Source organism: Mesorhizobium sp. WSM3879 (genome assembly GCF_002294915.1).
GTDB lineage: Bacteria > Pseudomonadota > Alphaproteobacteria > Rhizobiales > Rhizobiaceae > Mesorhizobium.
This window is the reverse complement of the sequence record NZ_NSFZ01000009.1, coordinates 52,297-78,796: the sequence shown is the minus strand read 5'-3', so window position 1 is coordinate 78,796 and position 26,500 is coordinate 52,297. Positions and strand designations below refer to the sequence as shown.

The following is a 26,500-nucleotide window of genomic DNA, read 5'->3' as shown; positions in this document are numbered from 1 at the left end:
GGGTTGCAAATTTTTTCTCGGAGACCGCCATGACTGCTCAATTGCAAGTTTCTCGTAGAGGTGGGCGGGAGGCGCGACGGACCATCCGCACGGCACCGAAGATCGACATGCTGCCGACGCTGAAGCGCGGCCTGCCGGTTGTGGAGCCGATGGATGCCGAGCAGGTCGAGCGTATTCATGAGGCTTCCCTCGCGATCCTCGAAGACGTGGGCGTCGTGTTTCGCGACCCGATCGCGATCGAGGATTGGAAGAGGGCCGGCGCCGAGGTCAGAGCCGACGACCGTGTTCATCTCGACCGCGGCCTGGTTATGGAACTCATCAAGACCATTCCCTCCAGGATCGAGTACTTCGCCCGCGACCCGGCGAAAAATGTCGAGCTCGGCGGGCCGAAGTCGATCTTCGTGCCGATGACCGGTGCGCCCTACATGCGCGACCTCGACGATGTCAGACGCGGCCCGACGATCGCGGATCTCGGGACCTTTCACAAGCTGGCCCACATGATGCCGGCGCTGCACTCATCGGCGCACCACATCGTCGAGCCGATGGACATCGTGGTCGCGCATCGGCACCTGCACATCACCTACTCGTCGATGAAGCATTCCGACAAGATGTTCATGGGCATGACGACTTCGCCCAAGAATGCCGACGACGTGCTCGACATGTGCGAGATCCTGTTCGGCGAAGGCTTCCTGGAGACACACTCGGTCGCGACGGGCAATTGCAACGGAAATTCGCCGCTGGTCTGGGACCAGGTGATGCTCGGCGCCATGCGTGCCTTCTGCAGGCGCAACCAGCCGGTGCTGTGCTCGCCCTTTGTTCTGGGCGGCGCCAATACACCGGCCTCCACAGCCGCCGCTGTCGCGCAGCTCAATGCCGAGGCGCTCTCCGCGCTCGCCTATACCCAAGTGATCCGCAAAGGCTGCCCGGCGATCTACGGGCACTATCTGTCGACGGTCTCGATGCAATCCGGCGCGCCGATGGCTGGGACGCCGGAGATATCGCTGATGAACTTCATGATTGGCCAGATGGCGCGCCGCTACAACGTGCCTTGGCGCACGTCCAACCTGCTCGGCGGTGCCAAGGTCTTCGATGCTCAATCCGGCTATGAGAGCGCGATGACCATGATGGCGGTGCTGATGTCGGGCGCGAACTACATCTGGCATTCGGCGGGATGGAACGAAGCCGGCATGCACTGCTCGATCGCGAAGTTCGTCGTCGATGCCGAGGTCTGCTCGATGGGTTATCGGATGACGCAGGGAATCCAGTGGGACGACTTCGATGAGGCCTTGGCTGCCGTGCGTGACGTCGGGCCGGGCGGCCATTATCTTGGCCATCCGCACACGCAGGCGAATTTCGAGCGGGCCTTCTTCATCCCGAAGCTGTTCGACAACAACTCGATCGAGCAGTGGTACGCGGACGGCGCCAAGGACATCAAACAGCGGGCACTCGAGCATGCCCGCAGGCTTCTGGCCGAATACGAAGAGCCCACGCTCGATATAGCGACAGACGAGGAGCTGCGCGCCTACATCGACCGGCGCTCGCGCGAGATCCCCGCGGTCGATGCGCTGAACGAGGAATACTGAGCGTGACCCCCGAGCCCGGAACGTCCGGTAAGCCAATCGGCGTCTACGCCGCCTGATGAACGCGTCCGCGAACATAAGGGCCATGAAGTCTTGCGCCACGCCGGAGATTTCGGCGATCGCCGACAGGCCCTTCGACTTGGTGGTTCTGGTGTTGCCCGGCTTCTCGCATCTGGCGCTCCACGCCTATATCGAACCGTTTCGCATCGCCAATACGATATCGCGCTTGCCACTGTTCCGCTGGCGGATCGCGGGATTGGACGCTCGGCCCGTGGAGGGTGCGAACGCCCTCTCCATTGCGGTCGATGCAACAATCGATGAACTGGGTTGCAAATCGGACGATCGCAAGCCGGACCAGCTCGCGATATTGGCGGGCGAACCGGTCGAACGGCAACTGACCCCACAACTTAATGGATTTCTGCGCACGATTGCACGTCGCGGCGTTTCGATATCGGCGGTTGGAACGGCGACATGGCTGCTGGCGCAGACCGGTCTGCTTGCGGGAACGCGTTGTACGATCCACTGGTCTCGGCTCGCCGCATTTTCCGAAGTTTTCAATCAGCCGCGAATACGAGACTCCCTGTTCGTCAAAGACGGACAATATTCAACTTGCGCCGGCGAGCTGGCGGCCTTCGACCTCGCGATCGATCTGATCGGCAGTCATGCCGGCGGGTACATCGCGCAAGAGGTGTGCCGGCATGCGACCGTAGAGGGCCAGCGCTCAGGCTCAAACCGGCAGACCGGCCCGACCGGTCTTGCCTTCGCCGGGGTGAGCGACAAGCTCGTGATGGCGATGCGGATCATGGAAGAGAATGTGGAATTTCCGCTCTCCATGGATGAGGTTGCACATCGGGCCGGAGTGTCACGGCGCCAACTCGAACGCTTGTTTGCTGCTCATATCGAGGTGCCGCCAGTGCGGCACTATCTGCGGATACGCACAGACCATGCCAAGCGCCTGATCGAAGGGACGCGCTTGCCCATCGTCGATATCGCCATGGCGTGCGGCTTCATATCCGCCTCGCACTTTGCAAAGTGCTTCCGGGCGTTCAACGGCATCTCGCCGCAACAATGTCGCGCGATGGTGCCGGCCTGGGTCGGGCCTGGCCTGGGGTAGGGGCCAGGCGGTTCGCCATGCCGGCGCTTGTGTCCGCTTGCCGTCAGCGGATCTGGAACCCATGCGCGAGCGGATCGCGATCGTCGACGAAGATCGTATTGTGGCCGATGATCTGCGCCCAGGCGTCGATGCTCGGCTTGATGCCCTTGAACGGACCGATGTTAGTTTCCACCTCGACGCGGCCCTTGAACACCGTGCCGATCAGGCTCTCCTGACGGAACGTCTCGCCGACCTTCAGGCGGCCCTTGCCATGCAGTTGCGCCATGCGCGCCGACGTTCCGGTGCCGCCCGGCGATCGGTCGATCGCCTTGTCGCCGTAAAACACCGCGCCGCGGCCGTCGCCATCGCCTGAAGGCCCGTCGCACCAGATGGCATGATGCACGCCGCGTATCCTGTCATCCTCCGGATGGATTGGATCGCAGTTAGGCGCCAGCGCGTCGCGCAGCCGCCGGCTGAGCTCGACGATGTCGCTGGCCGACATGCCGTCCAGACCGTGCCAGTTCTGTTGCGGCTCGACCACCGCGTAGAAGTTGCCGCCATAGGCGATGTCGACGACGAGCCGGCCGAGACCAGGTAGATCGACGCCGACATCGGCGGCATGCAGGTAGCTCGCGACGTTGAACATGCGCACGCTTTCGACGAAGGCGCCCGGCTTGTCATACTCGATGTCGACCCTTCCTGCCGGCGTCTCGATCGAGAGCTTGCCCGGGACGCGCGGCGTGACGAGCCCTTCTTCGAGCGCCGCCGTCACCAGTCCGATCGTGCCGGCGCCGCACATGGGCAGGCAGCCGCTGACCTCGATGAAGATGACGGCGAAATCGCAGTCCTCGCGGTAGGCCGGATAGATGATGGCGCCCGACATGATGTCGTGTCCGCGCGGCTCGAACATCAGCGCTCGCCTGATCCAGTCATGCTCGCGCATGAACAACTCGCGCCGCTCGGCGATCGGAGCGTGCGGCAGCAAGGGGCCGCCGCCGGCGACGAGCCGGACCGGATTGCCGCAGGTGTGGGCGTCGATGCAAAAGAAGCTGCGGCGCATGATCTTTCTCATTTCCCATCAAGTGGACGTCGCCATCCGGGCCACGTCCTCACATTGCCCCGCCAGGCTCATCCCTCGCGGCCAGCACGCAATTCCTGCAAACGGATCACCGTGTTGATGCCCATCCACGCGAACGGCTCGGGAGGAAGCCGCGCGGGCTGCGGTTGATCCGCATATTTGTCGAGCGTGTTCGACCGGGTGCCGGTCGCGAGATCCGCGGCCATGACGCCCGCGAGCGTGCTTTTGACGGTTCCAAGGCCGTTCTCGCAGCACGCCGAATAAAGGCCGTCATCGATCTCGCCGAAGGCCGGCACGTGGTTGCGGCTGAGGCAAAGCCGTCCGGCCCAGACATATTCGAACGGCACATCCTTGAGGTCCGGAAACCTGGCATCCAGAGAAGCACGCTGCTCGGCGGCGATGCCGGCCAGGCGCTTCTCGCTGACCCGAACGGGCCAGTCATAGGTGAACCGGGTCCGGATCACGATCCGCGAGAGCCCCTCGCTGGTTATCTTCCGGACCGTGGCGCCCATCGGATCGGCCGGCAGCAAGGCCCACCGGTCCTTGCCGGTCGACTTCGCGGTGAATGGGGCGGTCATCGATGCATAGGTGAAGATGTGCATCAGGCGGCCGCGGAAGTAACCGAAATCGTCGATATGGCCGTTGACGCCGAGGATGACTTTCGGCGCGGTGACGCTTCCGGTGCGCGACACCGCCTTCCAGGCTCCTCCCGCCCGGGTGAGCTTGAGCACCGGCGAGTGCTCGAAGATGTCGACTTTCGGTGCGAGCCCCGCCGCGAGCCCGCGGATATAGTCGGCGGGCTGGATCATCACGGCACCGGGCGTGTGGATGCCGCCGAGATAGTAGGACGACCCGGTGATTTCCCGCATGTCGCTCGCGTCGAGGAAGCGATGCTCTTCGCCGATCGTCTTGAGCGAGCGGCCGTAATTGGCATTGAGTGTCATGCCCCGCTCGGTCGCCGCAGCATTGATCTTGCCCGAGGGATCGAAGGTGCGCGCGGACATCCCGTATTCCGAGGCCGCCTCGGCGGCGAAAGCGATCGCGAAGCGGTTCTCGGCGATCTCCGCCTTTGTTTCGGCCTCACCGGCGACGGAATATTCGCCCGACGACAAATTGTGCGGGGTGTCGATCATATAGCCGGAATTCCGGCCGGCGGGGCCTTTGGCGACCTCTCCGGCTTCCAGCAGGACGATCCTGTCGCCGGGCCGAAGCTGGGCGAGGCGCCGGGCGGCGGAGAGGCCGGCGAAGCCGCCGCCGATGATCAGCCAGTCGGCCTTGATGTCGCCGTCGAGCGTGCGGACCGGGAAGCAGCGTCTGCTGATCGCCTCCCAGCCAGAGATTCCGGATTCAGCCGGAAGCCGCTTGACGACGAGATCGCTCACCGGACGGTCTCGTCGACCGAACGGTCCGAAACGTCGATCCAGACCGTCTTCAGTTCGCAGTAATTGTCATGCGCGAAGACCGACTTGTCGCGCCCGCCGAAGCCGGATTCCTTGTAGCCGCCGAACGGTGTCGTGGCGTCGCCTTCGCCGAAGCAGTTGACGGTGACGACACCCGCCCGGATCTCGCGGGAGAGCTTGATCGCCTTGCGCAGGCTCCCCGTGTAGACGGACGCGGTCAGGCCGTAATTCGTGTCGTTGGCGAGCGCGATCGCCTCGCCCAGCGAGTTGAACGTCGTCACCGACAGGATCGGCCCGAAAATTTCCTCCTGGAAGAGGCGGCTCGCAGGCGTGACGCCGTCGACGACGGTCGGCTCGATATAGGCGCCCTTATGCGTGGCGCCGCCATGGGCGACCAAGAGCTTTTCGGTCTTCACGTCGCCGAGGAAGGATTTCACCTTCTCGAAATGGGTCTTGCTGACCAGCGCGCCGATGCGGTTTTCAGGGTCGAGCGGATCGCCGGTCTTCCATTCGCGCATGTAGGCGCCGATCCGCTCAAGCAACTCGTCCTTGATCTTGGCGTCGACGATGAGCCGCGAGGTGGCCGAGCAGTTCTCGCCCATGTTCCAGAACGCGCCGTTGACCACCTGTTCGGCGACGAGGTCGAGGTCTTCGGCGTCGTCGAGAACCACGGCCGGGTTCTTGCCGCCGCATTCCAGCACGACGCGCTTGAGGTTGGAGTCGGCCGCGTAGCGCAGGAAACGGCGGCCGGTCGGCGTCGATCCGGTGAAGGCCACCATGTCGACGCCCATATGCATGCCGATCGGTTCGCCGACCTCCTTGCCGCCGCCCGGCACGACATTGAAGATGCCGGCCGGGATGCCGGCCTCATGGGCGAGCTCCGCGACACGCAGCGTGGTCAGCGTCGTCTCCTGGGCAGGCTTGACGATGACCGAGCACCCGGCCGCAAGCGCCGGGCCGATCTTCCAGGCCAGCATCAGCAGCGGAAAGTTCCACGGCAGGACGCAGCCGACGACGCCGACCGGCTCGCGCACGACCATGGTCAGCGCCTTCGAGCCAACGGGCGCGGTGTTGTCGTAGAGCTTGTCGATCAGCTCGGCATGCCAGCGGATGGTATGGATCGTGTCCGGCACATCGACGGTCTGGCATTCGCGGATCGGCTTGCCACTGTCGAGGCTTTCCATGACCGCGAGCTCGTGGCGGTTGCGCTCCAGGAGCTTGGCGAATTTGAGCAGGACGGCCTTGCGCTCGCCAGGCGCGAGATGCTGCCAGCGGCCGTCGTCGAAGGCCTCCCTGGCCTTGGCCACGGCGAAGTCGACATCGCTGGCGTCGCAAGCCGCGATGTCGGCAAGCACCTCGCCGGTCGCCGGATTGGTCGTCCTGAAGGTCTTGCCGGAATTCGCCGGGCGGAAGCCTCCGTCGATGAAGGCATTGGTCGGGAATTGAATCTCGGCGGCGAGCGCCTTGTATTCGGCGGCGGTCAAAGGCTCATGCATTGGTTTGCTCCCGACGTGATCTGGGCGACCGTCCGCTTCAGCGTGGCGACGACAGTCTGGAGGGATCGCTTTTCTTCCGAATTGAGGGGCCGCAGCGGCGCGCGCACGCCGCCTGCCTTCAGGCCGATCAGCTCGCATCCATGCTTGATCGACTGGACGAACTTGCCGCATTCGAGAAAGTCCATCAGCGGCAGCATCGCGCTCATGATGGCGCGGCCCTTGTCGAAGTTCTTTTCGAGCACGCAGGCCTCGTAGAGCGCGACGTGCTCGCGCGGCAGGAAGTTCGAGCCGGCGCAGACCCAGCTCCTGGCGCCCCAGGCGAAGAATTCCAGCGCCTGGTCGTCCCAGCCGCAGGAAAGCGAGATGTGCGGGAACTTGCGGGCAAGCCGGTGCAAATTGCCCATTTCGCCGGAGCTTTCCTTGATGGCGACGACGTTGCGGGATTTGCCGACGCGGGAGAAATACTCCTCGCCCATCATCACGCCCATGCGGGCCGGATAGTTGTAGAGCATGATCGGAAGGTTGGCCGCGCGGTCGACGGTGAGCGCATGAACCGCGTTCTCGCGCTCCGTCGGCAGGGCATATGGCGGCGACGAGACGAGGATCGCGTCGGCGCCGATCTCCTTCGCCGCCTTGGCGTATTCGACCGAATCTTCGGTCCTGGTAGCGCCTGTGCCGATGACCAGCGGAAGGCGGGTGCCGATCACCTGCTTGGCATAAGCACCGAGCTCGAAGCGCTCCTGGGCGCTTTGGGCATAATATTCACCGGTCGATCCACCAACGATGATGCCGTGCACCTTGGCTTCGATGAGCGACTCCAGAACATCCGCGAAAGCGGCGTCGTCGATCCGCCCGTCGGGGCCGAGCGGCGTGATCGCCGGTGTATAGATGCCTTCGAATTTCAAGATAATTCTCCATCAATGGAGTGGCGATTTCGATCAATGGGCTGTTCGGCAAAACAGGGGCGTTTGCGAACTCTCGCGTCATCGCTTTCCGAGAACGCAATTGCGTACCTCACGCGACCGCCCCGGATGAAAGAGCCGCCGTGATCTGCCTCAGCGAAATCAGTCCGAGCGGCCGGCCGCCGTCGCCTGTGACGAAGGCTGAATCATAGGAGGAGTTCGTCAGTTCCTTGGCAGCGGTCTCGAGCGTCAAGCCGGACTTCAGCTTCGGCAGCGATCTGCTCTCGGATTGCAGCAGGGATTCCATGATGGCATCGACCTTGATGAAGCGGCCGCGATTGACGTCCTTGACAAACCGCTCGATGTAATCGTCGGCAGGACGCAAAAGGATGTCCTGGCTGTCCCCCTGCTGGATGATCGAGCCATCGCGCAAGATGACGATCTGGTCGCCGAGCCTGAGCGCCTCATCGAGATCGTGGGTGATGAAGACGATGGTCTTTTTCAATTCGGTCTGCAGTTCGAGAAGCATGGTCTGCATGTCGGTCCGGATCAGCGGATCGAGAGCCGAGTAGGCTTCGTCCATCAGCAGGATCGAGGCATTGTTGCTCAGCGCGCGCGCAAGTCCGACGCGCTGTTGCATGCCGCCAGACAGTTCGTTCGGATAGCGCGTCTCGAAGCCGGAAAGCCCCACGCGATCGATCCAGCCCATGGCCGTATCGCGGCTCTTGGCCGCTTCGACACCGCGCACCTCCAGGCCGAACGTCACGTTGTCGATGACGGTCCTGTGCGGCAGGAGTCCAAACCTCTGGAACACCATCGCTGTGTGATTGCGTCGGAAATCCCGCAGCTCCAGCTCGGACATGTCGAGAACGTTACGCCCATCGATCATGATCGAGCCGGACGTCGGCTCGATAAGGCGGTTGATGTGCCGGATCAGCGTCGACTTGCCCGAGCCCGACAGCCCCATGACGACCTGGATCTTTCCGGCCGGCATGGAGATGTTGATATTATTCAAACCCAGGATTTGCCCGTGCACCTTTGCCAATTCGGCCTTGGTCATGCCGCTGCGGACCGCGTCGACATGTTGCGCCGGCGACTTTCCGAATATCTTGTAGAGGTCACGGATTTCGATTGACGCGTTGTTGCTAGTCATGTGCTGCACCCCGGTGCTTCTGCAGGCGATGCCCATAGGCCTGGCTGATGCGGTCGAAAATGATCGCGATGCCGACGATGGCAAAGCCGTTGAAGATGCCTTGCGTGAAGTACTGGTTGGCGATGGCTTGCAGAACGTTGAGCCCGAGCCCCTGCACGCCGATCATCGAGGCGATGACCACCATGCCGAGCGCCATCATGATCGTCTGGTTTATGCCGGCCATGATTGTCGGCATGGCGAGCGGGATCTGCACTTTCCAGAGCTTTTGCGAGCGCGAGCAGCCATAGGCGTCAGCGGCCTCCAGGACCTCCTTGTCGACCAGGCGGATGCCAAGGTCGGTGAGGCGGATGATCGGCGGGATGGCGTAGATCACCACCGCGATGAACCCCGGCACACGGCCTATGCCGAGCAGCATGACGACCGGAATGAGATAGACGAAAGGCGGCATCGTCTGCATGACGTCGAGCACCGTCTGCATGACCCCGCCAACGCGCTTGTAGCGGTTCATCAGGATGCCGAGCGGGATGCCGATGGCAATGGCGAAGATGGTCGAGGTGAAGACAAGCGAAATCGTCTTCATCGCATCTTGCCACAGGCCAAGAAGGCCGATGGCGATGAGCGTACCGACGACGGCGGCGACCACGGCCCAGCGCCGTGCCGCAAACCAAGCGATGACGGCCAGGGCGATCACGACCAGGGGCCAAGGCGCGTTCGAGATGGTGCTTTCGAAGAAGATGAGGACGCGCTGCAGCGGATAGAAGAAATCCTCGATCGATTGACCGTAGCCACGCGTCAGCGCTTTCAAAGCGCCGTCGATGGCCCGCTTGACCGCAAGCAGGAATTCGGGGTCGAGTTGAGGGAATCTGAAAAGCCAATCCATGTCGCGATGCCCTATTGTGAGTGCGCCACAGGCGACACATTGCCGGCCACAGGCCGAGAGCAGGGAACGAAGGCTACGCCGACAGACCGAGCCGCATCGGAGGCCTTGAGAATCCTCAAAGCCTCCACTTGCTCGGTTGCCAGATTTAGAGCGCGGCCTTGACCTTTTCGGCGACGTCAGCCGGGACCCACTTGGTCCAGACTTCCGGCATGTTCTTGATGAACCACTTGGCGCCGTCCTCGCGGTTGGCCTGGTTGTCGGTCATCCACAGCATCACCTTGCCGACTTCGGCCTGGGTCCAGCTGCGCTTGGCGAAATAGTCCTTGACCGGACCGACGTCGTCACGCGAGGTGAACTTGCTGCTGGCCAGCGTCACCATCTCTGCCTGTTTCCAGTAGTTCGGCTTCGGATCGGGGCAGTCCTGCTTGGAGGTGCAACGCGCCCACTCGGCATCGTCGTGAGCCATTTCGAGGCGCACCATCGGATACTTCACCAGCAGCGATGTCGGCGCCCAATATTGCGCGAGAAATCCCTGCTTCTGTTCATAGGCCTTGGAGATGACGCCATCGAGCGCTGCAGCCGAGCCCGTTGGGACCAGCTCGAAGCCCTTCTTGTCACCCTCGATGGCCTTATAGAGCTGCGCCGTCACGACCGTGTCGCCCCAGCCCTGTGGGCCCTGGATAACGCCACCCTTGGAAGGGTCTTCCGGAGCCGGGAACAGCTCAGGATGCTTCATGGCGTCGTCGACGGTCTTGATGTCGGGATGCGCGTCAGCGACATATTTGGGAATGTACCAGCCGGAAACCTGTCCGTCGCTGATCGCGGTGCCGATCTGGCTGATCCGCCCCTCGGCGGCGCCCTTGGTATAGACGTCACCAAGCAGGCTTGGCGTCGATTCCGAAGAGATATCCGGCTGGCCCTTCTCGATCATCGCGGTGATCGTCGGCACGGTGTCGCCAGCAACCGTCGTGGCGTTGCAGCCATAGCCGTTCTTCAGGATGAACTGGTCGACATTGGACATGGCCTCGGCCGACTGCCAGCTGAAGACCGCCAAAGTAATGTCGCCGCAGGCTGCGTGTGCGGCTCCGGCGCTCAGCAGAGCCCCAAGGGCAACGGCGGGAAAGAGCAATCGTCTCATTGTGTTCTCCTCACTTTTTCGCGTGGCTTATTGATGAAGTGACACCGAACCCACGCCGCCCGGCGAAACTGAGCCTGCGACTAGCAGGTGATGCAAAACGGCGGTCTCATCGTCTTCCCATTGCTCGGTAGATCGCGATGTCCCCGCCTGCTTCCGGCTGCGGAGGCGCCACTGAGGCCTTCGGCCGACACTTCGTGCGGCAGATCGGTAATGAAACCGGAGTTGCGGCCTGCAGGTCCGGCGCTTCGATGGGGCGCAAAATTGCACACCGCCGCGCCGGAGTCAACGAATTGTATTATCTGCGTACACAGATTTTATAATCAGATAACACATAGCCTGCCGAAGACCGTTCACCGGGCGTGTCGTCGGAGGCCGCACGCCTCTTCCAGGGACTTGTCGTGCCGTCCTTGCGCTCGTCGCTCGCAGCTCACACTGGCTGGCGCCGCAGCTCTATCATTTTCAGGGGGATCATCCGGATATCAGGATCAGGGTCGTAGCCACCGACAGGGGCATCGAACCCGATCAGGACATAAAGGTCACCGTCTGAGTCCGGCCTCGAGACTTTCAGGACCCCAACAGCTGGTTCGTCTGCGACGAAGTGATCTCCCCGGTCTGCTCGCCAAGCTACCTTTCGGTTCATGCCGAGCTGCGCACGGTCGACGATCTCGGCCGTCACCGGTTGCTCCATTCGTCCGACGCCTACCGCAAGCGCATGGGCAGGCCCGAATGGGTGGAATTGGCGGGAGGCGATGGCGCCGGGATCAAACCCCACATCGTCTTCTACGACCATCAGCTAACGCTGCAGGCGGCGCTTGCCGGCGAGGGGATCGCGCTGGGTTGGTCGCTGACGGCCCAGTATCTTCTCAGCAACAAGCTTCTCGTGCGTCCGCTGCGGTCGGAAATAAGAACCGACAGGGCCTTCTTCCTGCTGACGAATGATCGTACGGGCCAAGGCCGAAAATCGCGCGAGCTTGTGGACTGGTTCATGGCTCAATCGAAAGAGCTTCGCTCGTAGCGCGATTGGCTGTCCGGCGGCGGCCTTCATTCGCTCTCGGAGCCGCATCAAATCTTTCCAATGCGCCTGAACTGCTCAGGCGTCATCGAAAAGTGCTTTTTGAAGGTGCTGCAGAAATGCGCGGTGTCGCTGAAGCCGGTTTCATAAGCGATCTCAGTCACGCTGCGTCGCCGGCTGGCAAGCAGTTCACGCGCAGCGATTAGACGAATGCGGCGCCAGAATGCCGCGGGCGCGGTTCGGAGGTCTGCCAGGAAGGCTCGATTCAAGCGCGCTTTGGAGGTGTTCAGAGAACGCGCGAGCTCCTCAATCGAGCATGGCGTATCAATACGGGTCTCCATCACTTTCACAGCCTCCACGGTCAGCCGCGACGCTGCCCCAAGAGCCTCCTCATACGGTTTCGTCCTGAGGACAATCCGGGGCTCTTCGGGTTTGAACAGAAGGTAGTTAAGGGCCTTCTGAGCCCTGCCGGCATTGCTGTAATGCGCAATAAGGAAAGCCGCGACCTCGATAGCCACGATGCTTCCCGGACATGTTACGATGTTGCCGTCGATGACATAATTTTGGCTGGTGACCGGGCTGACATCCTGAAACCTGGCGGCGAACTCGCCCAAGGTGTCGAAATGCAGAGCGCATTCACGATGCCTGAGAAGTCCAGCCTGAGCCAGCACAAAGCTGCCAGTGCACAAGCCGATGATGGGAATGCCACGTTTGTCCGCGGCCTGCAGATAGTCAAACGTCGCCGCCTGGATATGATCCATGTCCCGCACCAGTCCGCCGCAAACGGCTATGCAGTCATAGGCGCTCGGATTTTCCAGGTTTCCTGTCGCAACCATCTCAAGACCGCAACTGGCACGCACCGGTAGCGGCCCTGCCGAGATGAAATCCCACGCGAAATAGACCTGCCGGCTCTGATCCTGCTTGTCGGCGGCCAAACGCAGGGCATCCACAAAGCTCGCCATCGGCGTCAGGGTGAAGCTTGGGCAAAGGATGATGCCGATCTTGAGGTAGGGGAGCCCCACGCGCTCGGGGGTTTTCAGCGCAGGTGTCAATTTAGCCTACTCCACGACGTCTGGCGTGCCGGTCCATTTCTTATGAAAAATGCACCGAAATCACAATTCTGGAATTTCGCGAACCGCTAATGTTCGGTCGGTTCCAATCCGATGGGCGTTCGCGGCGAAACTGAAATGACGCTAAAGCCGGCTTTCCCGAAAATCCTCGAGCCGCTCCAACTGCGCCACAAGACGCTGCGCAACCGGATCAATTTCGGGGCTCACACGGCCAACATGGCCGAGGACGGTCTGCCTGGAGCGCGGCACCTGGGCTACTACCTGGAGCGGGCCAGGGGAGGCGCGGCCATGATCGTGGTCGAGCCGATGCCGGTCCATCGCACGGCTCGGTTGACGCGCGGCAATTTCCGTCACGACGATGATGCGGTGATCCCCGGTTTCAGGGCGATCACCGATGCATGCAAGGCCGAAGGCGCGGTGATGGTTCACCAGCTTTATCATGTCGGCCAGCACGGGGATTACGACAATTCCTACTCGGCGAACTGGTCGCCATCCGGCCTGCCGTCCTACCACGATGGAGACGGCAGCCACCGGATGCGTGAAGCCGAGATCGAGGAGATCATCGAGAGCTTCGTTCGCGCCGCTGTCCGAGCGAAGAAATGCGGTTTCGATGGCGTGGAATTATTCGGCCCCTACAACTCGCTCATCGAGCAGTTCTGGCTTCCCTGGTCGAACCGGCGCGACGACCGCTGGGGTGGCTCGTTCGAAAACAGGATGCGATTCTCGACCGAGATCACCTCGCGCATTCGTGCGGCCGTCGGTGAAGAGTTCATTATCGGCCTCGCGTCGAGCATCGACACCTCTGTCGACGTGGGGATGAACACGGAACTGCTCCAGGAGATTGCCGCGTATCACGATACGCGGGCGCTGATCGATTACATCAGTTGCGGCACGGGCAGCTATTTCGACCACTCTTCCGTGATGCCGACCTTCCTGTTTGCCGACAAGCTTGGCGCTCCCAACGCCGAGGCGCTGAAACAAGTTTGCAAACACACCCGCGTCCAGGCGGAAAGCCATATCCGGACACCGGAGAATGCCAACGAGGTTATCTCGTCGCGGCAGGCGGACATGATCAGCATCGTTCGCGGACAGATCGCCGATCCCTATTGGGTCAGGAAGGTGGAGAGCGGGAGGGACGCCGACATTCGCGGCTGCATCTCGTGCAACCAGATGTGCTGGGGAAGGCGGTCGAGAGACTATTGGATCTCGTGCCTCGTCAATCCTTCGGCCGGCCGGGAATTCGAGTGGGGCGGTGATCGCTTCGGGCCGGCCGAGACGCCGAAGCGTGTGCTGGTGGTGGGAGGCGGACCCGCCGGTCTTGAAGCGGCTCGCGTCGCCGCCGAGCGTGGTCACAGCGTGACGCTCGCGGAGGCCGGCACACAACTCGGCGGGCAGTTCAGGCTTGCGGGCTTGCAGCCTCGCCGGTCTCAAATCCTGGAGCTGATCGACTGGTACGAACGACAGTTGACCGGACTGGGCGTGACCGTCTCGTTCAATACCCCGCTTGACGCTGGGGAGATTGCCGGCCGCGACTTCGAGGAAATCGTCATTGCGACGGGCTCGCAGCCAGCGGGAACCGGTTTCCAGCGTGGACTGCCTGGGCAGGACCGCCTTCCGGGTGTGGACTTGCCCAATGTCTGGTCCGTCGAGGACGTGATGACCCGGACGGCACGGCTGGGCGACCATGTGCTCCTCATCGATGACACCGGTGATTGGCGGGGTCTCGGCACCGCTCTCGAAATTGCCGCGTCTGGCCATCGCGTCACGGTCGTCACCTCCTGGCCGGTGCTCGGACGTTACCTGCAGCGGACGGAAAGCGACGGCGTGGCGCGGGCCAAGCTCAAGAGCGCCGGCGGCGAATGGATAACCGACTCGGTGGTCAAGGAATGGCATGGCGACCGTGCGACGGTCAGGTGCCACCTCGATGGCGCCGAGACCGTCATCAACGCCGACACACTGATCCTTGCGACCACCAACGTCTCGGACACCTGGGTGCTGGATGATCTCGAAGACCTGGCACCGGCGCTGAAGCCGAAAGTCATCGGCGACGCCTTGGCGCCGCGGCTCGCAGTGGCTGCAATCTACGAGGGGAGGGTGCTTGGCCAATCCATCTAGGCCGCAGCCAACGGCCGGACAACGCCAGCAGTCGCCCCTTCTTCGGCCAGCGGCGCATCGCATTGGCTGGGGCAATACGTGAGAGACAAAAATCGTCAACAGGGAGCATTCGAAATGAAGTTCTTCAAAAGCGGAGGAACCCGCGTACCAAAAGCGATAACGCGCATGGCCAAGGACGCTCGTGAGGGCCGCATGGACCGGCGCGAATTCCTCGCGATTGCGAGCGCGTTCGGCGCATCGACCGCGGCCGCTTACGGCATGGTCGGCTTGGCCGCGCCGACGCCGGCGCTCGCCGAGGAAGGCAAGAAGGGCGGAACGCTTCGCGTCGCCATGGTGGTGAAGCAGCAGAAGGATCCGCGGACCTATGATTGGGTCGAGATGGCCAATATCAGCCGCACCTGGCTGGAGCCGCTGGTCAGGTATACCCGCGAATTCACTTTCGAGCCGGTTCTCCTGGAGAGCTGGGAGGTCAATGGCGACGCCACCGAATATCTGCTCCATGTCCGCAAAGGCGTAACCTGGAACAACGGCGACACGTTCAACGCCGACGATGTCGTCTACAACTTCAGCCGCTGGTGCGACAAGAACGCGCCGGGCAATTCCATGGCGGCACGCGTCAACAGCCTGGTCGACCCGAAGACCGGCAAGGTGCGTGAGGGCGCCGTTACCAAGGTTGATGACTACACCGTCAAGCTCACGCCGAGCGACCCGGACATCGCCATCATCGCCAATATCACCGACTATCCGGGCCTGATCGTGCACCGGAATTTTGACGCCGACGGCGCCAATCCGGTCACAAAGCCGATCGGGACCGGTGCGTTCGAGCTCGTCTCCTACGACGTCGGCCAAAAGGCCGTCGTTAAGCGGCGCGAGAGCGGCAAGTGGTGGGGTGGCGAGGCGCTGCTGGATGGGATCGAGTTCATCGACTACGGAACCGATCCAGCCGCGATGGTAAGCGCCTTCGAGTCCGGCGAGGTCGATCTCAACAATGAGACCGGAGCGGACTACGTCGAGATCCTGGACAAGCTTGGACTTCACCAGACCGAGATCCAGACCGCGACCACGCTGGTTGCCCGTACCAATGTCACGCACAAGCCCTATGACGACCAGCGTGTGCGCAACGCTCTCCAGATGGCCGTCGACAACAACGTCGTGCTACAACTCGGCTATGCGGGCCGTGGCACGGTGGGCGAGAATCATTTTGTCAGCCCGATTCACCCCGAATACTACCCCTTGGCCAAGAAAGCGCGCGATCCGGCAGGAGCGAAGAAACTCATGGCGGAGGCGGGCCAGGCGGATTTCGAGCACGAATTGATCACCGTTGACGATGACTGGAACAAGAGCACGGGGGATGCGATCGCGGCTCAGCTTCGCGACGCGGGCATCAAGGTCAAGCGCACGGTGATGCCCGGCTCGACGTTCTGGAACGACTGGACGAAGTATCCTTACTCTCTGACCGTTTGGTACATGCGTCCCCTGGGCGTCCAGGTTCTGGCGCTGGCGTTTCGCACCGGTGAGGCCTGGAACGAGACGGGCTACTCCAATCCGGAGTTCGACAAGAAGCTCAAGGAGGCCTTGTCGGTGAGCGCCCCCGAAAAGCGGCGTGAGGTGATGAAGGATATCGAGACCATCATTCAGGACTCGGGGATCATCATCCAACCTTATTGGCAGAAGCTCTACAATCACATGAGCATGAAGGTGAAGAACTACTCCATTCACCCAACCTTCCAGATGGATCTGCAAAAGGTCTGGCTGGAACAGGCCTGACGGATCGGTGCCCCGAGGTGGCGGCCGCGGAATCTGCTTCTTAAGCGGGAGATTTCGCTGCCGACACCGGGCCCGGCAGCAGGCGTTCTTCCTATCCCGGCCGCAGTCGCTTTCCTGAGCGGCCGTCAGTTATCGCCGACTAGCGCGTCCGCCTTCATGCCCTGGGGCGCGATGAACATTTCCATGTTCTCGCGCGACAGTTCCCAGTGCTCGAACACCAGGTCGACGACGGCGTCCTCCTCATGCGCGCCGATGGCCGAGATGAAGCCGTCATGATGTTCGACCGCCGTCTGCAGCCGCTTGCGCATGTCGTCATTGCGTGGGCGGAAGAAGGTATGGCCGATGCGGGCGTGGTCGATCAGCAACCTGCCGAGGCTGGGCTGAAGATAGGCGTTCGCAGACATCTCACCGATGATCTCGTGAAACCTGTTGTTCTCGACCACCATGGAAAGCGCGTCGCCTGACTTGCTGGCGGCACGAAAACGCTCCTGCGTGTCCTTCAGGTCTACCATTTGCGAAGGCTTGAAATTCTGCACGGCCAGCCGGCCGATGGCGGCGTAGACCATCGGGGCGACCAGGAAGAATTGCCGAAGGGTCGAATGGTTCATCGGAACGACCCTGGCGCCCCGGTTCGCGCGGATTTCGATATAACCTTCGCCCTCCAGCCGGCGGAAGATTTCCCTGACCGGGGTCCGCGACAGGCCATAGCGCTCGCTCAGCGCCACCTCGTCCAGATCCTCGTCAGGATCGAGCTCCATTGTCAGGATGCGACGCTTCAGATCGTCATAGAGACTGCCCTTGCTTCCCTTCATGGCGCACCTTCGGAATCATCCCTGCCAATCGACATATCTGGCACGGTTGGAAGAGTCGCATGCACTTGCAAGTGAGTCAACGGATTGTATTTTCTTGGTACACAATATATGACCGGATGGATCGGTGGCCCAAATGACAGCCCGGACGGCGATCTTGTCTGAATGAGCTTCGGATAACGCAAGGGAGAGGTCCGCAAAAGCATGGCCAAGAAGTTTGCGTTTCTCCTGGTGCGCGATTTCACTTTGTCGCCGCTGTCGCTTTTCATCGACACGCTGCGTTTGGCCGGCGATGAGGGCGACCGCAGCCGCAGGGTGGAGTTCGACTGGCAGATCGTCGGCGAGCGCGGCCTGCCGATCCGGGCGAGCTGCGGCGTCGAATTGCTGCCGACCAAGGCGATCGGCAATCCGGAGGATTTCGACAACGTCGTCGTGGTCGGCGGCCTGCTCGACACCAACCGCAATCTCAGCGCTGAAAAGGAGGCCTTCCTTCTGCGGGCCGCCGACAAGGGCGTGCCGATAACAGCGCTGTGCACGGGAAGCTTCGTGCTGGCGCGCTACGGCTTGCTGGACGGCTACAGTGCCGCCGTCAGCTGGTTCCACATCAAGGATTTTCGCGCCGAATTCCCCGATGTGAATGCGCATGCCGACAGCCTCTATTCGGTCGACCGCGGCCGCGCGACATGTGCCGGCGGCACCGGCGCGGCAGACCTCGCCGGTTATTTCGTGTCGCAATTCATCGGTCAGAAGGCGGCGGAAAAGGCCGCCAAGATCCTCGTGCTCGATCGCATCCGCAACATCCGGGACGTGCAGCCCGTCGGCGACCTGTTTCCCGAAGCGTCGAGCCGTGCGGTGAAACGGGCCTTGCTGCTGATGGAAAGCAGCCTGCAGGAAAAGATATCGGTCACCGAGATCGCAAGCCGGTTGAATTGCTCCCGGCGCCAGCTCGAGCGTCTTTTCGCGACCGAGCTGGGCACGAGCCCGATGGCCGCGTATCTGGCGCTCAGGGTTCATTACGCCAAGTCGCTGCTGGAAGGCAGCGACCTGCAGATAGGCGACATCGCCTACAGATGCGGCTTCGAAAATGCCGGGCACTTCAGCCGGGTATTCCGCCAGCACACCGGCATCACGCCGACCAATCTCAGGCATCCCGGCCGCTTGCCTGCTCAAGCCGCTAAGCAGTGAATTCCTGAAGGCCGATGCGAACAGGGGCTTGGTAGGCTACGAAATTCGCTGCCCGTTCTCGTCCAGCAAAACACAGCCGCTCGGATCGAACCCGACCTCGATGATCTCGCCCTCCCGGACGATGCGGCCGTTGATCGGCGCGTTGGCGCGGATGCTCGTCTTGCCGCCGAAGTCGATCTCGTAAATGGCGCTGCCGCCGAGATAGGAGGTCGAGACGACCCGGCCGGAGAGCCGGTTGCCGCCTGCTGCAGGACCGACCGACAGTTTCTGCGACCGCACCACCACGGTGACCTTGCTGCCCGGCGCCAGCGGCCGCGGCGACGTTACATGGACGGTCTGGCCGGCGGCAAGCGTCACCGCTATCTGCCCGTCGGATCTGCTGACAGTGCCGGCAAGCATGTTGGCCTTGCCGAGGAAATCGGCGACGAAGGCGGTGGCGGGCCGCTCATAGACTTCCTCCGGCGTGCCGATCTGCTCGACCGAGCCGGCGTTCATCACCACGATGCGGTCCGACATGGAGAGCGCTTCTTCCTGGTCGTGGGTGACGAAGATGGCGGTGATGCCGGTTGCCTTCTGGATCTTCTTGATCTCGACGCGCATCTCCTCGCGCATGTTGGCGTCGAGCGCCGACAGCGGCTCGTCGAGCAGCAGCACCTGCGGTTCGAAGACGATGGCCCGCGCCAGCGCGATGCGCTGCTGCTGCCCGCCCGACAATTGCGAGGGCAGCTTCTTCTCGCTGCCCGGCAGCCGCACCATGTCGAGCGCCTGGCCGACCCTGCGCGCGATCTCGGGCTTCGGCACGTTGCGATACTTCAGGCCGAAGGCGACATTGTCGAACACGCTCTTGTGCGGGAACAGCGCGTAGCTCTGGAATACCAGGCCGATGTTGCGCTTGTAGATCGGCACGTCGTCGACCCGTCGCCCGTCGATCATGATCTGGCCGCCAGAAATATCGACCAGCCCGGCGATGGAGCGCAGGATCGTCGTCTTGCCGCAGCCCGACGGCCCGAGCAGCGTGACGAAGCTGCCCTTGCGGATCGACAGCGAGAAGTCGCGAACCGCGACGAACTTGCCATAGGCGATGTCGATGTCGCGGAACTCGACCGCCGGCTGCTCCGCACCCATGTTGGGAGCGGGTGCCCCGGCCGAGACCGGCCGGGGGCTGAGTGACGCTTCGCTTCTGTCAGGCACCTTTCGCGATCCTGTCCCACTGCTTGGTCCAGGCGTCCTCGTTGGTCGCCCAGTAGACCGGATCGGCGAAGGTCAGCGCCTTCATCGAGCCGGTCTTGTCGAAAGCCGGCAGCTTCTCGATCTTCTCGGTTAGCTTCACCTTGGTCGGGTCGAGCGACGGCGGGTAGCTCTGGCCCTCGGCCACCGCGATCGAGGTGGCCGGATCGAGCATGAAGTTGATCAGCTCTTCGCATTCGGTCATCGGCGAGCCTTTCAGGATCAGCATGTCCTCCATCCAGGCATAGGAGCCAGCAGGATCGAGATAGCCGATCGGATGGCCCTGATCCTGCAGGGCGGCGACGCGGCCCGACCAGGCGTCGGTCACCACGATCTCGCCCTTGGACAACAGGTCCATCAGTTCCGCGCCGGAGCTCCAGAATTTTTTGGCGAGGTCGCGCGTCTCGCGCACCTTGGCCCAGATCGTGTCCATGTCCTTGATGTTGTTGGGATCCTGTCCGGTGGCCAAAGCCGCGTACCAGACGCGCGTGGTCATGTCGGCATAGCCGCCGACCTTGCCGGCGTATTTCTTGTCGAGCAGCAGGCCGGCACCCTTTTCCTTCGCCTCCTCGGGCGAGATCACCTTGGTGTTGTAGGCGATGCCGGTGGTGCCGTAGTCGTAGGGCACCGCCGAGAGCTTTGGCGTCAGCTTGCGGAACGGCTCGATCATCGGCTGCAGCACATTCGCCATGTTGGGAATGTTGGCCTCGTTGATCTCCGAGTTCATGCCGGCATTGACGTATTTGATGTAGTAGTTGACGCCGGACGAATGCACGATCTGGAAGTCGCCTGGCTTCGCCGTTTTGATCTTGGTGATGATCTCGTTCTCGTCGCCGAACGTGCCCTGGACCACCTTGATCTTGGTCTTGGCCGTGTAGGGCTGGAAGGCGTATTTGTCGATCGCCTCCTGCACGGTTCCGCCCCAGCCGTCGAAGCGCACCTGCTCGACCGCGGCGAGCGCGCGGCTCATCCACGGCATGGAGAGGCCGGCCGAGGCCGCGGCGGCGGCGGTCAGGCTCAGAAAGGTGCGGCGGCTCAAATCGCCGTTCACGTAGCGGTCATGCAGCCGTTCCAGCCGCTTGGTGGTGGATAGTTTCATTTTGCTTCCTCCTTTGGTTCGCCTCGTCTTCTCAATTTTGTCAGGCTTTGCATGAGAACGCCGCCGATCAGCGGGATGCCGACGGTCACCAGGATCATGACCGTGCCCAGCGCATTGATCTCCGGGCTTATCGAAATCTTCAGCATCGAAAGGATTTGGGTAGGCATGGTCTCGACGCCGGCCGGCCGCCAGAACAGGCTGGCCGAGGTGTTGTCGAACGAGATGGTGAAGGCGAGCAGCGCGCCCGCCACCACCGCCGGGATGAGCAGCGGCAGCGTGATCTCGCGGAAGGACGAGAAGCGCGAGGCGCCGAGCGAAAGCGCGGCCTCCTCATAGACGCGCCGGATGCCCACCATGCGTGCCTGGGTGATCAGCACCACATAGGGCACGGCGAGCAGAATATGGCCGAGCACCAGGAGGAGCAACGTCCGCGGCTGGTCGACCGCCTTGATCAGCACCAGGAGGCCGACGCCCAGAATGGTTTCGGGCACCAGCGCCGGCAGGATCACCAGCGTGCTCAGCGCCTGCTTGCCGGGGAAGTCGAAACGCACCAGCGCGAACGAGGTGACGACGCCGATCGCCGTGGTGGCGGCCGCGGTGACCAGAGCGATCCACAGCGACGTCCGGAACGCGGCCAGCACCGCCTCATTGGCCATCAGCTTGCCGTACCATTGCAGCGAAAAGCCGGTCATCGGGAAGCCGCCGAACATCGAGGCGTTGAACGACAGGATGACGGTCGCCGCAATCGGCGCGAACATGAAGATGTAGACGCAGAGCGTGACGAAGCCGGTCAGCCGCCAGGCCCATCTGCCTTCCTGTTTCCGGCGTGCAGGCTTCATCCGCCCAATCCCCTCATCCTCCAAGGCCTTTGACGATCTGCGACATGCCCATGTAGCGGGTGTAGATGGCGGCGAAGAAACCGAGCACGACGAACAGCACGATCGAAAGCGTGGCGCCCATCGGCCAGTTCAGCTCGCTCATGATGGTGTCGTAGATCAGATTGCCGAACAGCGCGTCGCGGCCCGAGCCCAGAAGCTGCGGCGTCACATAGCTGCCGGCGGCAAGCACGAAGCAGAGCAGCAGGCCGGCCGCGAGGCCGGGCAACGAAAGCGGCAGCGTCACCTCGCGAAACGCTTGCGCGCTGGTGCAGCCCATCGAGCGGGCTGCCGCAATCAGCGTGCGGTCGATGCTTTCCAGGCTGACATAGACGTTGAGGATCATGTAGGGCAGCAGGAAATGCAGCAGCCCCATGATCACCGCGCCCTCGGTGTAGAGCATCGGCAGCGGCTCGCTGACAATGCCCAACTTTATGAGCGCCACGTTGATGACGCCCTGTTCGCCGAGAATGTTGATCCAGGAAAAGGTGCGAATGGTGAAGCTGATCCAGAACGGCACGATGAGCAGGAGAAGCAGCAGCCACTTGTGCCTGAAGCTCGTCGCCCAGATGAAATAGGCCGGAAAATAGCCGAGCACGCCGCAGAGCAGGGCGGTGATGGCGCCGACCCGCAGCGTCTTCAACAGGAAGCCGTGATAGTAGCTGTCGGTGAGGAATTCGTGCCAGTTCGCGGTTGTCAGCGCGCTGGTTTCCACGCCGGCGGTGACGAAGGTGAAGAAGGTGTAGACCGACATCACGGCGATCGGCAGCACCAGGAAGAAGATCAAGAGCAGCAGCACCGGCGCGATCAGCATCCAGGCCAGCCGTGGATCATACAAGGTCCATCGATTTTTCATGCGCACCCGAAGGTCCGCGCTTTCTTTGAAGCGCTTCTTGTTCCCGCGGGTCAGATTGGGTGATTGGGCGCGCGATGTCTACAGGCGGCGATTGAGCCAGAGAGCCTCCGACTGTTGGCGATGGCGTCGTGCCTCCACGCAAACAGTCCAGGCAAGCAAGGAAAAGGGCCCGACATCGGGCCCTTCCCATTCTACCGGACACTCGGTGCGGCTGGATCAGGTGGCGCCAATTGGCGGAGGGAATGACCCGCTTGGCCCGCCCCCTTATTTCAGCCCGATGGTCATGCCGCTGAGATCGGCATTGATCTGCAGGCCTACCTGCCGGCCTGTGAGCTGGAGTTCGGCGCCCTTGTCGTTGGTCATGACGATCACCTGAGCGCCTCTGCCGAGCGCCCCGCCGCCGCCCGCCGCGCCGTACACTCCCGCCACGTCGCGGGCGCGGCGAATGTGGCGCACTGTGCCTTTGAAATAGGTCTTGGAAGCCCCGAAGGCGAGGCCGCCCGAGATGCCGCCGATCGAGATGGGATAGTTGCGACCACGGAAGGTCAGCGTGCCTTCGCCGCCGGCGCCGCCGATGAAGAAGGCCGCCTTATAGATGGAGAAGCGGATCGTGCCGCTGTCGGCGTGAGCTGCGCTGGCAAAGCTCACGCCGACAGCGGCGATGACCGCAATCGCGGCTGAACGAATTCTGGACATGGTGAGACTCCTCGAAAGCGCCGATTGCCCAACCGGCAGGGCACGTCAGCGTTGTATCAAACGATAGCTGAACAGTCTCGCAGGTCTTTTGGTTCCAAGGCTCGCGGATTGAATCCGGGTGCGGGAGGATGCCACGAAAGCAGGCGGCGTGGCGTCGTCCGGCAATCTCCGTCATCCGCCTCGGCCCGGTCGGCGCCTCCTCCGTGCGCTGCGGCCTCAGGCGCCCAATTCTTGCCTGTGCGCCTTGACGAGGTCGGCCATGCTGTCGAAGCGGAAATCCACATTTGGCATATCGCCCGGGTGCATCGTGGCGCCGAAGCCCTGGTCGGCATGACGGCGATAGATCCAGCACGATGCCAGGCCGACGCGATTGGCGGGAGCGTGATCATGGAACATGCTTTCGGCCGTGTGCAGGACCTGGCTTTTCTCCACCCCGATCGTCGCCAGCTTTTCGAGCATATAGTCGAAGTTGCGGGCGGAGGGTTTGTAGGAGCCGATATCCTCTGCCGTGTATATCGCGTCGAAGTCGACGCCGAGCTTCTTGTTGCTGAACGAAAAGCTCTTGTTGTCGACGTTGGAAAGGATGATCAGCTTGTAGTGCTGCTTGAGATACCGCAAGGCTTCCGCCGAGTCGGCAAAGGCCGGCCAATCCTTCACGCTTTCGCCATAGGCCGTGCATTCCTCCGCGGTGGCGACGACGCCCCATTCCTCGGCAAGCCGCTTGTAGACGATCGGCAGAAGGTCGCGGTAGCGTCTTGCCGGAGTCCAGTTCTGCTGGCTGGATTCGTGCCGGGCATGCGCCTCGAGGATGTCGTCGCGGCTCAAACGGCGGCCGGCGCGCTCTGTCAGCGGCTTCAGGCCCTCGATCATGCCGGATTCCCAGTCGATGAGCGTGCCGTAGCAGTCGAAGGTCAGGGCCTTGAAATCGGTCAGCTTCATGGAATTGCACTCCTTGTTGGTGTCGCGTGATTATCCGGCAGGCTGCTCGCATGAGCTCAAACGCGCCTTGTCCTTCGATGCAGCGCTCCTCGATGAGGTCAGCCAGACACCGAACAGGGTCACCGCCAGGCCGAGGAACATCGCTCTCGATAGCGGTTCGCCGAAGATCAGCCACGCCCAGAGCATCGTCACCGGCGGGCTGAGATAGACCACGCTGCTGACCTGTGCGGCGGTGTAGTGGCGCAGGCTCATATAGTAGACGCCGTAGCAGAAGAAGGTCGAGAACAGCACCAGCCACGCCATGCCGAACTGGAAACGCCCGTCGAGCGGCGGTGTCAGGCCGCCGTTCCATTCGGCGCAGGCGGCAAAGAGGATCGCCGCCGTCAGGCATTGAATGCACAAGCTCTGATGGATGGGCATATCGATCGTCCTGATCCGCTTCTGCACCACGGTCGCCAGGGCGAACACCAGCATGGAAGCGACGGTGAGGACATAGGCCCAGACCGGTGCTTTGCCGAGACTGAGGCTGTCCAGGGAGACGATAAGGACGCCGCTCGCGCCCAAGGCCGTTCCGATCCATTGCCTTGCGCTCAGCCGGTGGCCGAGAATGGGCTGCGACAGCGCCGCGATGGCGAGAGGCACAAGATCGGAGATCAGCGCGACGAGGCCGGTCGGAACGCGCTGGCCGATGGCAAGGGCGAACCCGCCCAGATAGAGGAACATCGTCGCCACGCCGAACGCCATTTGCTGCGCCAAGGCGCGCCCGCTGATGCGCCGCCCGATCAGGAGAGCAAATGGCAGCAGGATAAGTCCGGACAAAAAAGTCCGCCAGAACAGGACCAGCATGACGTCGGCGTTCTCGCTGGCGTAGCGGATGCCGACGAAGCCTGAGCTCCAGCTTAGGACCAGGGCTGCCGCCACGCTCGGCCATAGCAGAGGATGAGGCTTGTTCTGCAGAAGCGTCATGGGCTGTCTTTATTCGAGCGGTGCGCCATGCTCCTGAAGCGGATCACCAGCGCTGTCTGGCGCAGACTTATGGCTGCACACTCGCTGCCTTGCACATGACAAATTTCGATACACTCATTGAAACAGCCACGAACAATGACATAAGAATTTGCCCGAAAACCCGCTCTGTGCCAAAGGTTTGGCGCGGTGCTTTCATTGCAAGCGAGGATTGTCATGGCTGGAATTATGAGCCGCCGCCTGGATGTCGATGCCCTGCGGGCGCTGGTCGCGATCGAGAAACATGGCGGTGTCACCCGTGCGGCCGAGGTTCTGGGCTTGTCGCAATCGGCCGTCAGCCACAAGATGAGGCGGCTGGAAGCGAGCCTCGACTGCGAAATCCTCAGCCGGAAGCCAAACGCGCCGCTGTTCACCACGGCCGGCCATGATCTCCTGGGTTATGCGCGGCGCATCCTGGGAATTCATGACGAGGCGGTACTGAGCCTCTCGAAGAGCACGCTGCAAGGCAAGATCGCGCTGGGAATGACCGAGGATACGACGTGCACGGACCTCTCGCGCATTCTTGGCCGGTTCCGCAGGCTCCATCCCGAGGTGAGCGTCCGTACGCAAGTGCGCATGAGCCTCGTCTTGCGGGAGCAACTCAGCCAGGGGGCCCTTGACGCCGCGATCGTCCAGCTGTTCCAGCACGAGGTTCGTCCCGCCGACATCGTCCTCTACCGCGAGACGCTGCACTGGGTGAAGTCGCCGGATCTGGTCCTGTCGAAGGAAAAGCCGATCCCGTTCCTGTCCTTCGACGAGAACTGCTTCTATCGGCGCTGGGGTCTCGATCTCGGGCAGGACGAGGGAACCGTGTTCGAAACCGTGTTCGAATGCTCCAGCGCAGCCGGCATCGTCGCCGGCGTGACCTCCGGGCTCGGCGTCGCGCTCTTGAGCCAGCGGCACCTGCAACCCGGCATGGAGATCGTCGACAAACACTTCCCCAAACCGCCGGACCTGGCCTATGTGATCAGGCGCGCGCGCAACTCCCGAAATCCCGCGCTGGAGACTTTGGTCAGGGAGATCGAAGCCGAAGTCAAACGCTACGGGGCGCTTCAGATCGCCGTTTGAAACCGTCGTGCTGGCCAGGAGCGCGACAAGGCCGTCACAGATCACGCAGCGGCGCGATTC

23 protein-coding genes are annotated in these 26,500 nt (G+C 62.4%); 7 read left to right on the top strand and 16 right to left on the bottom strand.

Annotation, left to right across the window (positions count from 1 at the left end; all coding sequences use genetic code 11):
* Positions 1-29 precede the first annotated feature (29 nt).
* Both CK218_RS20505 and CK218_RS20500 read left to right on the top strand, forming a co-directional pair.
* A complete protein-coding gene (locus CK218_RS20505; protein ID WP_095828695.1) occupies positions 30-1,583 on the top strand; it encodes a trimethylamine methyltransferase family protein in 1,554 nt (517 codons plus the stop codon).
* Positions 1,584-1,665: 82 nt separating this feature from the next.
* On the top strand, positions 1,666-2,694 hold the full coding sequence (locus CK218_RS20500; protein WP_179294554.1) for a GlxA family transcriptional regulator: 1,029 nt from the start codon (positions 1,666-1,668) through the stop codon (positions 2,692-2,694).
* 43 nt (positions 2,695-2,737) lie between these two features.
* Here the strand turns inward: CK218_RS20500 and CK218_RS20495 are convergent, their stop codons facing one another.
* The 7 genes from CK218_RS20495 to CK218_RS20465 form a co-directional block, all read right to left on the bottom strand.
* The gene (locus CK218_RS20495; protein ID WP_095828802.1) at positions 2,738-3,733 is read right to left on the bottom strand and encodes a 4-hydroxyproline epimerase; all 996 of its coding nucleotides are present in this window, start codon (positions 3,731-3,733) and stop codon (positions 2,738-2,740) included.
* 68 nt (positions 3,734-3,801) lie between these two features.
* The gene (locus CK218_RS20490) at positions 3,802-5,133 is read right to left on the bottom strand and encodes an FAD-binding oxidoreductase (RefSeq protein WP_095828693.1); all 1,332 of its coding nucleotides are present in this window, start codon (positions 5,131-5,133) and stop codon (positions 3,802-3,804) included.
* Positions 5,130-6,647, bottom strand: a complete 1,518-nt coding sequence (locus tag CK218_RS20485; protein ID WP_095778908.1) for an aldehyde dehydrogenase — start codon at positions 6,645-6,647, stop codon at positions 5,130-5,132. Before CK218_RS20485 ends, CK218_RS20490 begins: the two co-directional genes overlap by 4 nt.
* Positions 6,632-7,552, bottom strand: a complete 921-nt coding sequence (locus CK218_RS20480) for a dihydrodipicolinate synthase family protein (protein ID WP_066993091.1) — start codon at positions 7,550-7,552, stop codon at positions 6,632-6,634. The genes CK218_RS20485 and CK218_RS20480 overlap by 16 nt, the downstream gene beginning before the upstream one ends.
* Positions 7,553-7,661: 109 nt before the next feature.
* A complete protein-coding gene (locus tag CK218_RS20475) occupies positions 7,662-8,702 on the bottom strand; it encodes a betaine/proline/choline family ABC transporter ATP-binding protein (protein WP_095828801.1) in 1,041 nt (346 codons plus the stop codon).
* Complete coding sequence (locus CK218_RS20470) at positions 8,695-9,582, bottom strand: proline/glycine betaine ABC transporter permease (protein ID WP_095783385.1); 888 nt, start codon at positions 9,580-9,582, stop codon at positions 8,695-8,697. Before CK218_RS20470 ends, CK218_RS20475 begins: the two co-directional genes overlap by 8 nt.
* Before the next feature lie 145 nt (positions 9,583-9,727).
* Positions 9,728-10,720: a glycine betaine ABC transporter substrate-binding protein gene (locus CK218_RS20465; RefSeq protein ID WP_095828692.1), complete on the bottom strand. Its 993-nt coding sequence runs from the start codon at positions 10,718-10,720 to the stop codon at positions 9,728-9,730.
* A 598-nt stretch (positions 10,721-11,318) separates the two neighbouring features.
* Between CK218_RS20465 and CK218_RS20460 the strand changes: the two genes are divergently transcribed.
* On the top strand, positions 11,319-11,735 hold the full coding sequence (locus CK218_RS20460; protein ID WP_095828691.1) for a LysR substrate-binding domain-containing protein: 417 nt from the start codon (positions 11,319-11,321) through the stop codon (positions 11,733-11,735).
* A 47-nt stretch (positions 11,736-11,782) separates the two neighbouring features.
* Here CK218_RS20460 and CK218_RS20455 read toward each other — a convergent pair whose 3' ends face one another.
* Positions 11,783-12,784, bottom strand: coding sequence for a helix-turn-helix domain-containing protein (locus CK218_RS20455; RefSeq protein WP_143749663.1), 1,002 nt, complete (start codon positions 12,782-12,784; stop codon positions 11,783-11,785).
* A gap of 135 nt (positions 12,785-12,919) precedes the next feature.
* On the opposite strand from CK218_RS20455, the gene CK218_RS20450 reads away from it, so the two are divergent.
* Both CK218_RS20450 and CK218_RS20445 read left to right on the top strand, forming a co-directional pair.
* Positions 12,920-14,917, top strand: coding sequence for an FAD-dependent oxidoreductase (locus tag CK218_RS20450; RefSeq protein WP_095828800.1), 1,998 nt, complete (start codon positions 12,920-12,922; stop codon positions 14,915-14,917).
* Between the two features lie 114 nt (positions 14,918-15,031).
* A complete protein-coding gene (locus CK218_RS20445) occupies positions 15,032-16,684 on the top strand; it encodes an ABC transporter substrate-binding protein (protein WP_095828689.1) in 1,653 nt (550 codons plus the stop codon).
* A 125-nt stretch (positions 16,685-16,809) separates the two neighbouring features.
* Here the strand turns inward: CK218_RS20445 and CK218_RS20440 are convergent, their stop codons facing one another.
* Positions 16,810-17,496, bottom strand: coding sequence for a GntR family transcriptional regulator (locus CK218_RS20440; protein WP_066993109.1), 687 nt, complete (start codon positions 17,494-17,496; stop codon positions 16,810-16,812).
* A 201-nt stretch (positions 17,497-17,697) separates the two neighbouring features.
* Here CK218_RS20440 and CK218_RS20435 point away from each other — a divergent pair, with 201 nt between their 5' ends.
* Positions 17,698-18,678: a GlxA family transcriptional regulator gene (locus tag CK218_RS20435; RefSeq protein WP_095828688.1), complete on the top strand. Its 981-nt coding sequence runs from the start codon at positions 17,698-17,700 to the stop codon at positions 18,676-18,678.
* Between the two features lie 36 nt (positions 18,679-18,714).
* Here CK218_RS20435 and CK218_RS20430 read toward each other — a convergent pair whose 3' ends face one another.
* From CK218_RS20430 to CK218_RS20400, 7 genes are all read right to left on the bottom strand, one after another.
* On the bottom strand, positions 18,715-19,869 hold the full coding sequence (locus tag CK218_RS20430) for an ABC transporter ATP-binding protein (protein WP_095778901.1): 1,155 nt from the start codon (positions 19,867-19,869) through the stop codon (positions 18,715-18,717).
* The gene (locus CK218_RS20425) at positions 19,862-21,004 is read right to left on the bottom strand and encodes an extracellular solute-binding protein (protein ID WP_066993114.1); all 1,143 of its coding nucleotides are present in this window, start codon (positions 21,002-21,004) and stop codon (positions 19,862-19,864) included. The genes CK218_RS20430 and CK218_RS20425 overlap by 8 nt, the downstream gene beginning before the upstream one ends.
* Complete coding sequence (locus CK218_RS20420; RefSeq protein ID WP_095783389.1) at positions 21,001-21,843, bottom strand: ABC transporter permease; 843 nt, start codon at positions 21,841-21,843, stop codon at positions 21,001-21,003. The genes CK218_RS20425 and CK218_RS20420 overlap by 4 nt, the downstream gene beginning before the upstream one ends.
* A gap of 13 nt (positions 21,844-21,856) precedes the next feature.
* A complete protein-coding gene (locus CK218_RS20415; RefSeq protein ID WP_095801460.1) occupies positions 21,857-22,735 on the bottom strand; it encodes an ABC transporter permease in 879 nt (292 codons plus the stop codon).
* 264 nt (positions 22,736-22,999) lie between these two features.
* Entirely contained in the window at positions 23,000-23,431 is a 432-nt protein-coding gene (locus CK218_RS20410; RefSeq protein ID WP_066993122.1) for a hypothetical protein, read from the bottom strand.
* A 216-nt stretch (positions 23,432-23,647) separates the two neighbouring features.
* The gene (locus CK218_RS20405; RefSeq protein ID WP_095778896.1) at positions 23,648-24,370 is read right to left on the bottom strand and encodes a haloacid dehalogenase type II; all 723 of its coding nucleotides are present in this window, start codon (positions 24,368-24,370) and stop codon (positions 23,648-23,650) included.
* Positions 24,371-24,400: 30 nt separating this feature from the next.
* A complete protein-coding gene (locus tag CK218_RS20400; RefSeq protein ID WP_095778895.1) occupies positions 24,401-25,336 on the bottom strand; it encodes a DMT family transporter in 936 nt (311 codons plus the stop codon).
* Between the two features lie 213 nt (positions 25,337-25,549).
* On the opposite strand from CK218_RS20400, the gene CK218_RS20395 reads away from it, so the two are divergent.
* Positions 25,550-26,440 carry a LysR family transcriptional regulator gene (locus tag CK218_RS20395; RefSeq protein ID WP_095801457.1) on the top strand — a complete coding sequence of 297 codons (891 nt, stop codon included), beginning with the start codon at positions 25,550-25,552 and terminating at the stop codon, positions 26,438-26,440.
* Positions 26,441-26,500: the final 60 nt, after the last annotated feature.